Source organism: Ruegeria sp. CF4 (genome assembly GCF_056537345.1).
Map to the genome: position 1 here is coordinate 1 of NZ_JBQFRJ010000009.1, position 13,989 is coordinate 13,989.

The 13,989-nt window shown below is 56.0% G+C and carries 16 protein-coding genes; 7 read left to right on the plus strand and 9 right to left on the minus strand.

The window, feature by feature from the left end:
• Nucleotides 1-474 (minus strand): ATP-grasp domain-containing protein (locus ACR0NF_RS16430; RefSeq protein WP_480778603.1); only part of this gene is annotated, 474 nt, incomplete at its 3' end.
• 28 nt (nucleotides 475-502) lie between these two features.
• Nucleotides 503-1,744: a pyridoxal-phosphate-dependent aminotransferase family protein gene (locus ACR0NF_RS16435; RefSeq protein WP_480473145.1), complete on the minus strand. Its 1,242-nt coding sequence runs from the start codon at nucleotides 1,742-1,744 to the stop codon at nucleotides 503-505.
• A gap of 218 nt (nucleotides 1,745-1,962) precedes the next feature.
• Here ACR0NF_RS16435 and ACR0NF_RS16440 point away from each other — a divergent pair, with 218 nt between their 5' ends.
• Nucleotides 1,963-2,592: a response regulator transcription factor gene (locus ACR0NF_RS16440; protein ID WP_480473147.1), complete on the plus strand. Its 630-nt coding sequence runs from the start codon at nucleotides 1,963-1,965 to the stop codon at nucleotides 2,590-2,592.
• A gap of 124 nt (nucleotides 2,593-2,716) precedes the next feature.
• Here the strand turns inward: ACR0NF_RS16440 and ACR0NF_RS16445 are convergent, their stop codons facing one another.
• Nucleotides 2,717-3,046, minus strand: a complete 330-nt coding sequence (locus tag ACR0NF_RS16445) for a DUF2520 domain-containing protein (RefSeq protein WP_480778604.1) — start codon at nucleotides 3,044-3,046, stop codon at nucleotides 2,717-2,719.
• Nucleotides 3,047-3,098: 52 nt separating this feature from the next.
• Here ACR0NF_RS16445 and ACR0NF_RS16450 point away from each other — a divergent pair, with 52 nt between their 5' ends.
• The 3 genes from ACR0NF_RS16450 to ACR0NF_RS16460 all read left to right on the plus strand — a co-directional run bounded on the left by ACR0NF_RS16450 (nucleotide 3,099) and on the right by ACR0NF_RS16460 (nucleotide 4,958).
• Nucleotides 3,099-3,800, plus strand: coding sequence for an IS6 family transposase (locus ACR0NF_RS16450; RefSeq protein WP_480778605.1), 702 nt, complete (start codon nucleotides 3,099-3,101; stop codon nucleotides 3,798-3,800).
• Nucleotides 3,778-3,975, plus strand: a complete 198-nt coding sequence (locus tag ACR0NF_RS16455; protein ID WP_480778664.1) for a hypothetical protein — start codon at nucleotides 3,778-3,780, stop codon at nucleotides 3,973-3,975. Before ACR0NF_RS16450 ends, ACR0NF_RS16455 begins: the two co-directional genes overlap by 23 nt.
• 77 nt (nucleotides 3,976-4,052) lie before the next feature.
• Nucleotides 4,053-4,958, plus strand: a complete 906-nt coding sequence (locus tag ACR0NF_RS16460; RefSeq protein ID WP_480778606.1) for a hypothetical protein — start codon at nucleotides 4,053-4,055, stop codon at nucleotides 4,956-4,958.
• 196 nt (nucleotides 4,959-5,154) lie between these two features.
• Here ACR0NF_RS16460 and ACR0NF_RS16465 read toward each other — a convergent pair whose 3' ends face one another.
• The 4 genes from ACR0NF_RS16465 to ACR0NF_RS16480 are packed head-to-tail and all read right to left on the minus strand — an operon-like array spanning nucleotide 5,155 to nucleotide 7,666.
• Nucleotides 5,155-5,835 carry an NAD-dependent epimerase/dehydratase family protein gene (locus ACR0NF_RS16465; RefSeq protein WP_480778607.1) on the minus strand — a complete coding sequence of 227 codons (681 nt, stop codon included), beginning with the start codon at nucleotides 5,833-5,835 and terminating at the stop codon, nucleotides 5,155-5,157.
• The gene (locus ACR0NF_RS16470) at nucleotides 5,819-6,298 is read right to left on the minus strand and encodes an SRPBCC domain-containing protein (RefSeq protein WP_480778608.1); all 480 of its coding nucleotides are present in this window, start codon (nucleotides 6,296-6,298) and stop codon (nucleotides 5,819-5,821) included. The genes ACR0NF_RS16465 and ACR0NF_RS16470 overlap by 17 nt, the downstream gene beginning before the upstream one ends.
• A gap of 21 nt (nucleotides 6,299-6,319) precedes the next feature.
• Entirely contained in the window at nucleotides 6,320-6,763 is a 444-nt protein-coding gene (locus ACR0NF_RS16475; protein ID WP_480778609.1) for a hypothetical protein, read from the minus strand.
• Between the two features lie 21 nt (nucleotides 6,764-6,784).
• Complete coding sequence (locus ACR0NF_RS16480) at nucleotides 6,785-7,666, minus strand: oxidoreductase (RefSeq protein ID WP_480778610.1); 882 nt, start codon at nucleotides 7,664-7,666, stop codon at nucleotides 6,785-6,787.
• A gap of 78 nt (nucleotides 7,667-7,744) precedes the next feature.
• Here ACR0NF_RS16480 and ACR0NF_RS16485 point away from each other — a divergent pair, with 78 nt between their 5' ends.
• Nucleotides 7,745-8,308, plus strand: coding sequence for a TetR/AcrR family transcriptional regulator (locus tag ACR0NF_RS16485; RefSeq protein ID WP_480778611.1), 564 nt, complete (start codon nucleotides 7,745-7,747; stop codon nucleotides 8,306-8,308).
• A gap of 236 nt (nucleotides 8,309-8,544) precedes the next feature.
• Here ACR0NF_RS16485 and ACR0NF_RS16490 read toward each other — a convergent pair whose 3' ends face one another.
• Both ACR0NF_RS16490 and ACR0NF_RS16495 read right to left on the minus strand, forming a co-directional pair.
• Nucleotides 8,545-9,774, minus strand: a complete 1,230-nt coding sequence (locus ACR0NF_RS16490; protein ID WP_480778612.1) for an L-rhamnose isomerase — start codon at nucleotides 9,772-9,774, stop codon at nucleotides 8,545-8,547.
• Between the two features lie 11 nt (nucleotides 9,775-9,785).
• A complete protein-coding gene (locus ACR0NF_RS16495; protein WP_480778613.1) occupies nucleotides 9,786-11,927 on the minus strand; it encodes a bifunctional rhamnulose-1-phosphate aldolase/short-chain dehydrogenase in 2,142 nt (713 codons plus the stop codon).
• 146 nt (nucleotides 11,928-12,073) lie between these two features.
• On the opposite strand from ACR0NF_RS16495, the gene ACR0NF_RS16500 reads away from it, so the two are divergent.
• Entirely contained in the window at nucleotides 12,074-12,877 is an 804-nt protein-coding gene (locus ACR0NF_RS16500; RefSeq protein WP_480778614.1) for a DeoR/GlpR family DNA-binding transcription regulator, read from the plus strand.
• Between the two features lie 49 nt (nucleotides 12,878-12,926).
• Complete coding sequence (rhaS, locus tag ACR0NF_RS16505) at nucleotides 12,927-13,925, plus strand: rhamnose ABC transporter substrate-binding protein (protein ID WP_058272419.1); 999 nt, start codon at nucleotides 12,927-12,929, stop codon at nucleotides 13,923-13,925.
• Nucleotides 13,926-13,989: the final 64 nt, after the last annotated feature.

Genomic DNA, 13,989 nt, shown 5'->3' on the forward strand with positions numbered 1-13,989 from the left:
GAATTCCTGCAACCCAACGGCGGGCTCCACGATCGAGCGCACGATGCTGTCAGGGCGTTCGGCGGAAATCTCTTCAATTTCCATTCCACCTTCCGACGAGGCGACGATCATGACCCGCTGGCTGGAACGGTCCAGAACGAAACCCAGATAAATCTCGCGATCGATCGGGACGGCGGATTCGACATATACACGATAGATTCCTTTGCCTTCCGGTCCGGTCTGGTGGGTCACCAGCTTACGGCCGAACATCTCATCGCAGGCCTTATGTATCTCATTCTCGCTGTTACACAGCTTGACGCCGCCCGCCTTGCCGCGGCCGCCTGCGTGGACTTGTGCTTTGACAATCCACTTGTCTCCGCCAAGCTCTCGGGCGCGATAGGCTGCCTGTTCAGGGCTATAGGCTAACGCGCCGGACGGTATGGCAACACCGAAGTTCGAAAGAACTTCCTTCGCCTGATACTCATGAATATCCATCTGCATTCCTCCCGTTTATGCAGTGCGTTCAAGCAGCGATCGACGTGCCGTAACGGCTTTCGAGCAATGCCTCGATCTCTTCGAAATCGATGGTGCCGCCCAGTTCGCGCATGGCTTCGGCGAATAGACGGATGATCTGGCTGATCGCCTGGCGGTTCAGCTGGTTGAGGATGCCGATCCGGACCTGCACCGGAGCGCTGAGCGTCGGCCAGATACCGAACCCACGCGCCCGGCAATTCTGGACCAGCTCCATCTCGCGCCCGGCCAGATCCGGTGGCAGGTTGAGGACCAGAAGGCTGGGCATGTCCGAAGTCACTTCGCATCCCATTGCGGTTACGGCATCGCGCAGCACCTTTTCATGTGTGCGGTACGAAGCTGACCGCTTTGCCAATCCTTCAGTCAGCGTCAGACGAAGGGATTCATGGAAGGCTGCCACAGCGTAGCCGGAATGGGTCCGATGATAGGTACCTTTCTCGACGTCCTGCCCATCGACGATTCCCCAATGACGGGCCTCGAAAATGGGATTGTGGACATAGCTATAGGCACCTGTTGATTTAAGGCTGTCGATATATTCATCGGAAAAGCTGACCGGCGCATAGGTCAATGGCAAGCAGCACAGGCCCTTTTGCGGGCACGAGGCCCAGCCAGCGATGCCCGGATAATCGTCGATCCGGAAATCCTCGATACCCAAAGACGAAACGGCATCGATCAGACCCATTGCGCCGTGACGTTCACAGGCATCCGAGAACCCGCGCAGATCATTGATACGACCCGAACCCGTTTCCCAATGCGCCATGAACGCCCATTTGGGCTTGTGCTCGGCCAGTGCGGCCTCGACCATTTCACTGGTCACCGATTGGCCATGCGGCACGTCGATGGCGGTGACACTGGCGGCCTGCGGGTCCAGAGGGTTGGCGGCATGCTCTTCCGGCGTGGCCGCCTTGATGCGAAGGGTCAGCGTGTCGATGCCTGAAAATGTGCCGTTGTTAAATGCAACAACCTTGTCGCCGGGCATGACGGCCGAGAACATGGTGTCCAGAGCGCTCCAGCCGGTGCCTGCGACTGCGAATGTATATGTATTCGAAGTGCCCCAGATCTCGCGCAGCATGTGCTTGCATTCGACCATGCCGCGCAGAACGTCGCCCTGCATGTGATCCGCAACTCCGGCGTTGGAGAAGGCCTGAAGAACGCGAGCGTCGGTGTTGCCCGGTCCCGGACCAGCAGCCAGCGTCTCGGGGATTTCGAGCGTGGGGTAAATCTGGAAAGTCATTCGATCCTCCTTGATCGTCGGGGTGGCCGACCACGCCCAAATATCGTGTTGTGGATCAGAAAAGCGTTGCTTGCTTCATCGCGCAACGTAACTTACTACTGCTTTAGGCCTTCTAATAAGATGGGAAGAAACCTACCCGTTTTGGCAAGAATGCCGATGTATACCAAGAATAGACCTATACTAATGGGTAGTTAATTGGAAATTTGGATGTAAAAACAATGTCAGACCCATCAGAGCAACCGATTGACGTAATGCTTGCCGACAACAATCCACTGGTGTTGTCGGCCATGTCAGAGATTTTTGAACGCGATCCACGATTCTCTCTGGTTGCCACATCTGCAACCGCCGAAGGCTTCCTGGGCGCGGTCATGAGAGTACCGGTAAAGGTCTGCGTAATTGCCTGGAATTTGCCGGTCCTGGGTGCAGCCAAACTGATCGAAGTTTTGCGTGAGCAAGAAAACGCGCCCCGTTTTGTCGTCTACGGCGATGAGACAGGAGATGTTCCGCGCCTTGCAATGCAGGCTGGCGCAGCGGGGTTCGCATCCCGGTCTGGTGAGGTCGAAGGATTGTTGGAAACCTGCGCGGACGTGGCTGCGGGAAAAATGGTGTTTCCGTTCGTCGATGTTCGTAAGATGCAGAGAAACCCGATCCATACCCTGTCACGTAAAGAGCGCATCATACTTGAAGCGCTGGCCAAGGGCTTATCGAACCGCGATCTTTCGAAAGAGCTGCAAATCTCAACCAACACTGTCAAGTTTCACCTGTCCAATATATATGAAAAGCTCTCAGTCAAAAATCGGGCTCAAGCGATTGCATTCTTCTACTCTTCTGGCGCAGCCTCAGATTAATTGAATTGCGCCAATAGCCGGGCGTGTACTATCAAACACGCGATATCTGGGTGTAAGCTAAATTATGTTAAATCGAGGTTGAGCGGTGGCGGATCCCGAGACCCCGCACATCGCAAACCCCGGGCTAACTGCCATTTGACGTTGTTCCGCTTGTTTTCAAGCTTCGTGCCAGTTCGCTCAGTTCTTTGTAGAGAACCCCTGCGGCTGGATGCCACTTGGCCACATCTTCTCCTTGCTTGGAGACAACAAATTCATCACCCCGCGATGCGGGACCCGTCAGTGCGTCTTGAGGACCGTGTGCCAAGACGTTCTCATACGTCCCGCGCAGGAGCGTTGCATTCAGCCGTTGGGCAATATCGTCCGGTACGCCGGAAGCCGCCCAGGCTTCGCGGGCGATGGCTTGCAAGACCACGGTGAAGTTGTTCGAAATCACTGCCGCCGCAGGTGATGTCACGTTAACTTGCCGTTTGGTTGTTCATGTCCGTAATTGGACGTAGGTGACATCGATGAAGTCATCGCTAATCAGCTACAAGCGCCATCGGATTCCTCCTCAGATCATCGCGCACGCGGTGTGGTTGTACGTTCGCTTCAATCTGAGCCTGCGGGAAGTTGAAGAGATGATGTTGCAGCGCGGGATTGATGCGTCTTACGAAACTGTCCGGCGTTGGGTCATCAAGTTCGGGCCGACGATAGCTCAAAACTTGCGTCAAAGACAGGGTCGTCCAGGTGATGTCTGGCATCTGGATGAAGTTGCCGTGAGAATTTCAGGTCGCAAGTATTGGCTTTGGCGCGCGGTCGATCAGCATGGTGTTGTTTTGGAGGAAATCCTTCAACCGAAACGGGACAAACGGGCGGCAAAACGGCTGTTGCGCCGCCTGATAAAGCGTCTTGGTTTCATTCCCAAGCGGATCATTACGGACAAACTGCGCTCCTATGGCGCTGCCAAGCGAGAAGTCGCGCCGGGGTTGGCTCATTGGTCGCACAAGGGCTTGAACAATCGAGCCGAAAATAGCCATCTCCCATTCCGAAAGCGGGAACGGACGATGCAGAGATTTCGGTCCCCAGAAGGTTTGCAGAGGTTCGTGGCCACCCATTCAGCCATTCGGAATTGCTTCTGTGCCCCCGCTCGTCGTCGTTCAGCCTTAACAATTCGATATCACCGCCTCGAGGCATTTGACGCCTGGAATGCCGCTACTCGAGCCGCTTGAAATCCGAGCATCAGCATTCCTTGGTGCGCCGGAAGTTAATGTGACAACACCCGCGTCAGAGCAGAAGACATTGCATTGGATCGACGGTGCCAACCAGCTTCAGTTTTATGAAGACCCGCTGATCATTGACGCCGCCGTCAACGCGCTTGTTCCGCATTTTCTGGCCTTCGGGTGAAGCCTTTGATGCAGACCGCTTGGTTCGTTGCGGCTGCCCCGGAGCATTCATTGCCGGATAAACGGGCGGCAACATCAATGCGTAATTCCACAGGAGAGTTATTTGAGATGAAAGTTCTTTCGTTATTGGTCGCTTGCTCCGCGGCCTTCCCTGCTGTTGCCGAACAGGAGCTGCCGCCCTTTACCGAAGCGGTTTTGCCGATGGGAAACGATGTCTATGCCGTATCGATTGGACCGGGAGGGCCAGATGAAGAGTTCGGCTCGGACGCCACCAATGGGGGGCTCTACAAGCTCACTCCTGACGGCGCGACCGAAGAAATCAAACTCTCGGATGGGCAAGGCCTGCGTAACCCGACAGGAATGGTGCGCTCTGGCAACCAGATTGTCATTGTGGATGGCAATGAGATCATCTCTACCGCTTCGGATGGCACGGTAAACTGGCGTCAGGCTCTCGGTGACGATGGTGTTTTTCTCTACGACATCGAAGCCTTCGACGAGGACACTCTCCTCGTTAGTGATTTTGGGCGGGGTGCATTCCTGTCCGTCACAGCCCAGACCGGACAAATTCAACCTTACTTCGACGATTTGCGCATTGGTGGGCTTGCCCGCTTTGCGATCACGGAGACAGGGATTTACGCGGTATCCTGGGGCAGAGATGACGCATGGGACAGTGCCTTATATTGGGTTCCGCATACAGAAAACGGGGATACCGCTGTGGTTGTTTCAAACGGTTTCGGTAACTTGGAATCCGTTGAAATCATTAACGACACAGTTGTTGTCGGAGGATATCGGGGTCACGAAGAGTATCCGAATGCGAAGCTTTTGCGCGTTGCAACTGATGGGACCATTCATCCGCTGAGCGCTGGGTCTCATTCGCGCGGGATTTCCGATATACTCTTCGATGGGTCGTCAATATGGCTGACTTATTTCTATAACGCATCCTATGCAGAGTTGCCCTCTCAGGCGGCACAAACTCTCGACTAATAGACGGATATACTCTGGTTTTCATGGCTCAAGGCTGCCGCCTGTAGCATTTGCACCTTGTGTCAACTGGCGGCCCAAAGCCGCAGTCCGTGCGGAAGCTGAATTGCGGCTTCCCAGAAGAGGACATTGAAAGACGCCTGTTGAAAACCGAACAGCTCGAGGCGCAGCAATGAGTGGATTATACTGAGGCGCAGCCTCATCCGAGCAACCTACGCATCTCACCGTTTTCGAAGACAGCGGTAAGACGAGGATCGTGTATCGCAGTATGAAGCATGGCATGAGCCAATTCATCGGAAGTTACACCGATGGACGGCATCAGCCTTTGGAGCGGTTTGAAAAGACAATCAGCCATCTTCCATGTATTCTTCGGGCCTGACGGCGCAATATAACCAGGACGAAAGGCGAATTTCCGTTCGAGGTCAGATGCAAACAGTTTGCTCTCCGCTTCGCCCTTAATCTTCAATGCAAAGGACATGCCGCCGCCATCTGACCGAGCGCCTTGAGCGGAAAACAAGCAGAACGTCACACTGGGCGCAGACCTCTCGCAAGCCGCCAGCAAAGCGCGCATCCAATCGACTGTGATTTCCTCGTACTCTGTTCGACTGACGCGCGCGGAATAAGTGGCAAGGCAATGGAAGACGGTGTCGATGCCATCGAGATAGGGTTCGATGGCTTGGGTATCGCCGAATGCTGCAAACCTCACATCGGTCAGATTTGGGTGAACTATATGGCACGGCCTGCGCCCAAGTGACACGACTTCGCGCGCAGTTCTTTCGTTCAACAATGCCGCAAGTACCGAGGAACCCACCATCCCCGTCGCACCGGTCAGCAGGACGCGTCCAAGTGGTCGTGTTATCTTGTCAGGCGGATTTGGCACGGCGTTCTGCCTCGGCTTTCAAGCCGCGATTGAAAGCTTGGTAGCCTTCCACATACATCTTTGCCAATCGCCCGCCCATCAAGAAAGTGATGCCCCCCATGATTTCATCGGATTGTACGAAGCGAGTTTTGCCACCGTCCAACGGCTTAACACAAAAGTGGTGGTTATCGCGAATTCCACCCGGCCCCTTCTCGGCCCAAAAGAACTCCGTCCCGTCTACGACTGTGATCGTGTGGTCCAGAGTGGTCAGCTTTTCCTTTGATGAATCGAGCTGAAAGTCGACGGTGATTGTCGATCCATCTTCAATCTCTCCTCGGATACCCACAATGAACACAGCCCAGTCCTTGTAGTTTGCCGTGTCGGTCAGAACCGACCAGACCAGGTCCGCCGGCGCATCGATCACAATGTCGGTGTGGATTTTGTGGTGTGAGAGGCTCATTTTTTCCGATGATCCGGCTTCCATGACAATCTTTCCCTTGGGGTCTCAGGCGTTCAGTGGTGAAACGCGATCCCCGCCCTGAATTGTGATCCGCCCAAAACGATCCCGCATGCGCTTGGATCGAAAAAGGTAGATCGAGATGATGATGTAATTGACGCATTCCTGGACGAAGTTCCGGTAGCGATCCGGATTTTCCAACATGTCGAAGGTTTGCACAGCGCACATGGTGGCGAGCGCGGTGAACATGATCAACATGGCAATTGGAGTGAATTTCCAGCGCAGGACGTAACCGGCCAGAAACGTGGCACCCGATGCGGTGATTAGGACCCAGTGGAGGGTTTGTATACCCAGTGGAAACGTTGCGTTTTGCAATGGCATGAGCGGAGCCAGCCCGGTGAAGTATTCAAAAAACCCGAGAAAACCCCAGCCCAGCATGATACCCGAGGCGAGTACGATCAGATACTCGAACCCCTGAGAGAAGCGATCCATGAACCTGTTCATCCCCACCCCTCAGATCACGAATTTCTGGCCCGTCATCTCTTCGGAGAGACGCCACAAACTTTTGGCCAAATCGTGGTCGTCGCAAATCGGATTGCGGATCGCGACCCCGGTCTTCCCGCTCATCTCTTCTGGGCCAGTAGGGCCGTAGTATTCGCCGCCTTTGACTTGATCCGACAAAGCGGCAAACAGAGACGGCTTCGCGGCGTCTTCATTGGAGTGCAGCAGTTGTTCAACTTGTGCCTTCATGTTAGCGCGCGTTGCTTCGTCCAAATCTTGGAATAGATCGGAGTCTGACCCACCCGGATGCACCGTCAGAGATTTCAGCAACTTGCCTGAAGCCTTGAGTTGTCGGTCCAGTTCGTCGCCGAACAGAAGGCAGGCGAGCTTTGATTGACCGTAAGCGACACCACCGTCCCGGTCGCATGTCAGATCGTCAATGTGAATGTTCGCATTCTTGTGGGCGATACTGGAGAGCGAGACGATCCGCGGTGCGGGGTCGTCTGGGAACATGTCGATCAGAAGTGCGGTCAGCAGAAAATGTCCCAGGTGGTTGGTTGCGAACTGCAACTCAACACCATCAGCGTTCGTTTGAGCAGAGTAAAGCAGAATACCCGCGTTGTTTATCAGCACGTCCAGCGTGGAGTACCGGGCGCGGAAAGCCTCAACGAACGCGCGAACCGAAGTCAAGTCGCTCAAGTCCAGCACGAGGATATCGATTGATGCTGAAGGGTTCCGCGCGAGAACATTTGCTTTGGCCGCTTCGGCCTTTTCCAGACTACGGCACGCCATGACGACGTGGAAACCTGCTTCGGACATTCCGACCGTTGTTTCAAATCCGATGCCATTGTTTGCACCGGTGACGATCGCGACTCTTCCAGATTGTTTAGACATTCCGCAGCCTGACAAGTTGACATATCATGGGTGATTGTCAATATTGACACAATGCGCCCGTTTGTCAATATGTAAATCATGGAAAGTCGCTACGAATACATCCTCGAGGCCGCGAAGCAGCTTTTTCTTCGCTACGGCGTGAAGCGCACAGGCATGAACGATATCGCCGAAGAAGCGGGTATCTCGCGTCAAACACTCTACAAGGCATTCGCGAACAAGGACGAGGTTCTGAGGGCCACGATCCGGTCGCTGGCAGACAGAGTTGTTCAGGATATCGAGGCCGGTCTTGAAAAAGTTGATGACCTTGGTGCGCAACTTGATGTCGTCTTCAAACACGCCGTCATCGAGCACTACGACTTCTTACAGTCCTCACCCAATGCCGAGGACATCATCTCTGGCGTGACTTCGACAAGTCAGAAAGAGCTGGAGGCCGGCGGAAAACGAAACACCGAGATCATCGCACGTGTCCTGGAGCCGTATTCACGTGCGATTGAAAGCTGTGATCTGACTGTTGATCAGTATGCGGACTTCATCCAGCGTTCTTCAACAGCGGCTAAGTACAGCGCAAAAAACAAGAAACACTTGTTAGAGTTGTTGTCCGCTTTGCGAATGTCGGCATTGAAAGTCACCAACAGCATTTAGACGGGCTCGGCCCAAAGGAGACATCCAATGTACCCCTCGAATGCTGCGGCTGCGCCCGCATTCCTGCCGTTCTCCGCGCAAGCGAAATCTGAGGTTTGGTGAACTCACTGTAAGCAGGACAATGCGGCCGCTCAATGGTCACCGGAGCGACGACCGCCTTCTTTCGAATGCAATCTTGGCATTCTTTCCAACATAGATTGTCCAGACGGAGACTTTCCACAAAATTGGGCCGTGCCTCAGCGACCCGCTACAGTGGCCTGATAAGCGTCAAGCTCAGTGATCAGCTCAGTACCTGTAGGCGCGCCGTTTCTGACGCAAAATTCAGACCACACCGCTCCGTAGGGCAAGTCCTTCAGTTCCTCTGTCACAACAAACCGGCTTGTGAAATCCAGCGCGTCCTCCGCTGCTCGCAAACGATCCCAGGGCTTCAGAAGCGCCTGCAGAAGCGCCTTTTGCATGTTGCGCGTGCCAATCACCCAAGCGGCAGTGCGACTGATCGTTGCGTCGAAGAAATCAAGCCCGATATGGGTCTTGCCCAACAGGTCGCCGCTGACCAGTTCATGTGCCATCGCCAGGATGTCATCGTTCAGCATGATCACATGGTCGCTGTCCCAACGCATAGGGCGCGACACGTGCAGCAGAAGCTCATCCAGAGACAGGGCCACGGCGCTCAGTTTGTCGGCGATATTCTCGGTCGGGTGGAAGTGCCCCATGTCGAGGCACAGCAGTGTCTTTTTGCGGATCGCATAGCCCATGTAGAACTCATGGCTGCCCACCGTGCAGGCCTCGACCCCGATGCCAAAAAGCTTGGATTCGACCGCATCCAGCATATCCGTTTTCGCCTCGGCCAGCATGGTGTCGAGCGAGGCCTCAAGCCGGGCCCGTGCCGCCATACGGTCGATAGGAAGATCCTTGAACCCATCCGGAACCCAAATGTTGTTGATGCAGGGTGAACCAAGCGCGGCTCCGATCTGCGCCGCAATGTCCCGCGTGCGTTTCCCATGTTCGATCCAAAAGTCCCTGATGCCCTTGTCGGGGTGCGCCAACGTCAGGTTGTCGTCGGCCTTTTTATGGGCAAAAAAGGTCGGGTTGAAGTCCAGCCCGATGCCGATGCCATTGGCCCAGTCGACCCATGGCGCGAAATGGCGGTACTCGATCTCATCCCGGTCCGGGGTATCGTCTGTGTCCATGTACATCGCGTGGAGGTTCAACCGATGTGACCCGGGGATTTTTGCATAGGCAAACTCAAGATCCGCCCGCAGTTCGTCGGGATTGCGGGCTCGGCCCGGATGGTTTCCGGTTGCCTGAATGCCCCCGCCTGAGGTGCCGGTCTGGTTTTCGAACCCGACCACGTCATCGCCTTGCCAACAGTGAATGGAAATCGGGATGTCTTTCAGAGCCTTGATCGCAGCATCAGTGTCGACACCCCAGTCAGCGAATTGCGCTTTGGCGCTCTCATAACCCATGGACCGTCTCCCTATCGCGTGAAGGCCTGAACGTTACCTGCATCAACGTTCAGAATGTTGCCCGTGGATTTGGCCGACGTCTCGGCGGCGAAGAAATAACAGGCCTCGGCAATATCTTCCGGCAGGACTGAGCGTTTCAGCATGGATCGGTTGCGGTACATCTCTTCCAGCCCCTCCTTATCCGTGCCGTAGGTCGAAGCCCGCTGATCCAGCCAATCGCCTTCCCAGATCTTGGAACCCCGCAACACCGCATCCGGGTTCACAACGTTGACCCTGATCCCGGCCTCAGCACCTTCAAGCGCAAGGCAACGGGCCAAGTGGATTTCCGAGGCCTTCGCCGTGCAATAGGCCGAGGCATTGGGCGAGGCGGCAAGCCCGTTTTTCGAAGCCACGAAAACGATAGATCCGCCCATGTCCTGCACCCGCATGATCTTGAAAGTTTCCCGGCTGACGAGGAAATACCCCGTGGACAAGATGTCCATGTTCTTGTTCCAAAGGTCGAGGGACGTTTCCTCAACCGGGGCAGAGGATGCGATCCCGGCGTTCGAGACAAGGATGTCGATGCCGCCAAATTCGACGGATGTTTCAGCCAACGCCTGGGCCACGGCATTTTCATCCGTGACGTCCATCAGGACGGTGCAAACGACGTCCTTGCCGAACTGCTGGGTCAGGACCCCTTCCGTCGCGGTGAGGCTTTCAGGATTGATGTCGGCCAGCACGACACAGGCGCCCTCGGACAGATAACGTTCTGCCGTTGCCGACCCTATGCCGCCGGCGCCGCCGGTGACCAGCGCGACGCGACCAGCCAGCGATTTTGGTTTCGGCATGCGCTGCAACTTGGCTTCTTCCAACAGCCAGTATTCAATGTCAAAAGCTTCCTGCACTGGCAGGCCGCAGTATTCGCTGACGGCACTTGCCCCGCGCATAACATTGATCGCGTTGACGTAGAATTCGCCGGAAATGCGGGCCGTGCCCTTGTCCTTGGCAAAAGTGATCATGCCAACCCCGGGGATCAGGTAGACAACCGCGTTGGGGTCCCTAAGCGCAGGCGAGTTATCGTGTTTGCAACGGTTGTAGTAGGCCGTGTAGTCCTCACGATAGGCCGCGACTTGCGCGGGCAGGCCTTCAAGCACTGCGTCGATGTTGTTCTGGGCCGGGTCGAAGCCGACGACCAAAGGGCGGATCTTAGTGCGCAGGAAGTGGTCGGGGCAGGACGTACCAAGGGCCGCCAGCGCCTCCATGTCCTTAGAATTCACGAACTCAAGCACCGAGTCGCTGTCGTTGAAATGCCCGACCATGTGCTGGTTGCCACTCACAAAGCCACGGATCGCGGGCATCAGCCGGGCGGCAATGGCCCGCCTGCTTTCCGGGGCGAGGCTCTCGTGGACCGCTCCGCCAAATGCCGGAACATCGGCGGTCTTTTCGGCCAACCACTTGGTCGCGACGTTGATCACGTCGATGGTGCAGTCATAGCAGTGTTTCGCCGTGTCAGCCCATGTGAACAATCCGTGACTTTCAAGGACAACGCCATCGGCACCCGGGTTTTCCAGGCAGAACTTTTCAAGCCACAGGCCCAGTTCATACCCCGGCCGTTTCCACGGCAGCCAACCGATCCGGTCACCGAAAATTTCCTGGGTCAGCTCCTTCGAATTCTTCGACGCTGCGATCGCAATAATCGCGTCGGCGTGGACGTGATCGACATGTTTGCGCGGCACATAGGCGTGCAAGGGCGTGTCAATTGAAGCCGCGCGCGGGTTCAGTTTGAAGGTGCAGTGGGGCAGATAGCCGACCATTTCATCTTCAAACTCGACCCCGCGATAAAGCCCCTTCAGCGCGTTCAGCTTGTCCATGTATAGCGTGGAGAAGCCGTCAAGTTTCATGGACCCGATGTCACCGCCGGAACCCTTGACCCAGAGCACCTCGACCTCTTTGCCGGACAGTGGGTCGGTTTCCATGACCTTCGCAGAGGTATTGCCACCGCCATAGTTTGTGACGCGCTTATCCGATCCCAGCGTGTTGGAGCGATAGAGAAGCAGTTCCGATTCGGACATACCACCTGCCACAGCGTCATCCCAGCGGTTCTCAAGAAGCTGATTTTCGATGGATTTCAACGTTCTGCCCTCCTCACGATGCAGCGGTTGGTACTGCACCATCGCATTTAGGCTTAGTAGTGTGCATCGTTATGTCAATCAAAAACAATCAAAAACAGTCATTCTGCAATGCAGAATGATTGAAAGTGATCGAAAATGATTGACAGCTGCGGCGAATCTGCGCAGCGTGGAGTGAATGGGAGGTGGCTTTGCACGAAAAAGAACGCCATAGGATCATCATTTCTGCGGTGCAGGATCGCCCCGTCGTGACGGTTGGGGACCTGTGCACCTTGACCGGCGTGTCCGAAGCCACCATCCGGCGCGACATTTCAACACTTCACATGAAACAGAAGGTACGCCGTGTCAGAGGCGGCGCTGAGGCGATAACGCCACCGCAGTTCGCCGGGCTGGCGGGCCGTCCGTTCGTCGTCAACGAAACCATGAATATCGCAGCGAAGCAGGCGATTGCGCGCGCGGCGGTTGAGATGTGTAGCGAAGGTGACAGCATCATCATCAACGGGGGCACAACGACCTTTCAGATGGTGCATCCGCTGGCCAACCGCAGGATGCAGGTCTTTACCAATTCGTTCCCGATTGCCGAGCACCTGCTGAAGCATTCGAAGAACACGATCATGTTGTCAGGCGGCGCGATCTACCGGGAACAGAACATAATCCTGTCGCCCTTTGACAACGACGTGACCCGCAACTTCTATGCAAAGCGCATGTTCATGGGGGCGCAGGGGCTGGGCCCCATCGGCCTGATGGAGGCCGATCCGCTTCTGATCCAGGCAGAACAGAAACTGATCGGACAGGCGGATGAGCTTGTCGTTCTGGTCGACAGTTCGAAATTCGCGCAGCGCTCCAGCCTGGTGCTTTGCCAGTTGGACCGGATCACGACCGTGATCACCGACGAAGGAATTCCTGACAAGGCGGCGGCCATGCTTGAGGCTGCCGATGTGAATCTGATCGTTGTCCAGTCGGGCAGCGTTCAAGAAAACGAGGTGGCCTCTTGACCGCCTCCGAAACCCGAGACCCAAACATGACTTTCTGGGAGGAACTATCATGAAGCGTCGTACTTTCACATCACTTGTCGCAGGGATGAGCCTTGCTGCCGGTATGTTTGGCACCACGGCGATGGCGCAGGACAACATGCGCATCGCTCTGGTCGTAAAAGCGCTTGGGATCGGCTTCTTTGAAGCGGCCGCCGAAGGCGCTGAAGAGGCTGCCGGAGAGCTTGGCAATGTCGAGATCATCTACACCGGCCCGACCGACACCACTGCGGAAGGTCAGATCGAGGTCATCAACTCCCTGATCGCGCAGGGTGTCGACGCCATCGCGATTTCGGCAAACGACCCCGATGCACTTGTGCCAGCGCTGAAACGCGCGATGGACCGCGGTATCACCGTGATTTCCTGGGACTCGGGTGTGGCTGAAGGCGGGCGCCAGATGCACCTGAACCCATCCTCGACACCACTGATCGGCAATACGATCATCAAGCTTGCCGCGGATCACATGCCGGATGGTGGTGAAGTCGCGATCCTGTCGGCGTCGGCCACGGCAACCAACCAGAACGCCTGGATCGAGGCCGCGAAAGAGGTTCTTCCGAACTATGACGGCGTAGATCTGGTGGCCACCGTCTATGGCGACGACCTCAGCGACAAATCCTACCGAGAAGCACAGGGCCTAATGGCATCCTACCCTAACCTGAAGGCGATCATCGCGCCAACGACCGTTGGCATCCTGGCGTCCTGCCAGGCGGTGACCGACGCGGGCAAGATCGGTGAGATCAACGTGACCGGTCTGGGCCTCCCGTCCGAGATGGCAGGCTGTGTTGATAGCGGTGCAACCAAGAGCTTCGCAATCTGGAACCCGATTGACCTTGGCTACTCGGCCACCATGCTTGCGCACGCAATCGCCAACGGTGCTGAAACCGGTGCCGGTGCCGAAATCCCGATGGGCCGCATGGGCTCGGTGACGCTGGATGACACCGGCTCGGCAGCCATGGCTGATCCGTTCACCTACGACAGCTCGAACATCGAACAGTTCAAGTCGATCTTCTAATCTGAACGACGTGTCTGGGCGTGGGCGATGACCCACGCCCCGACACCCCACTCTTCCCACATCC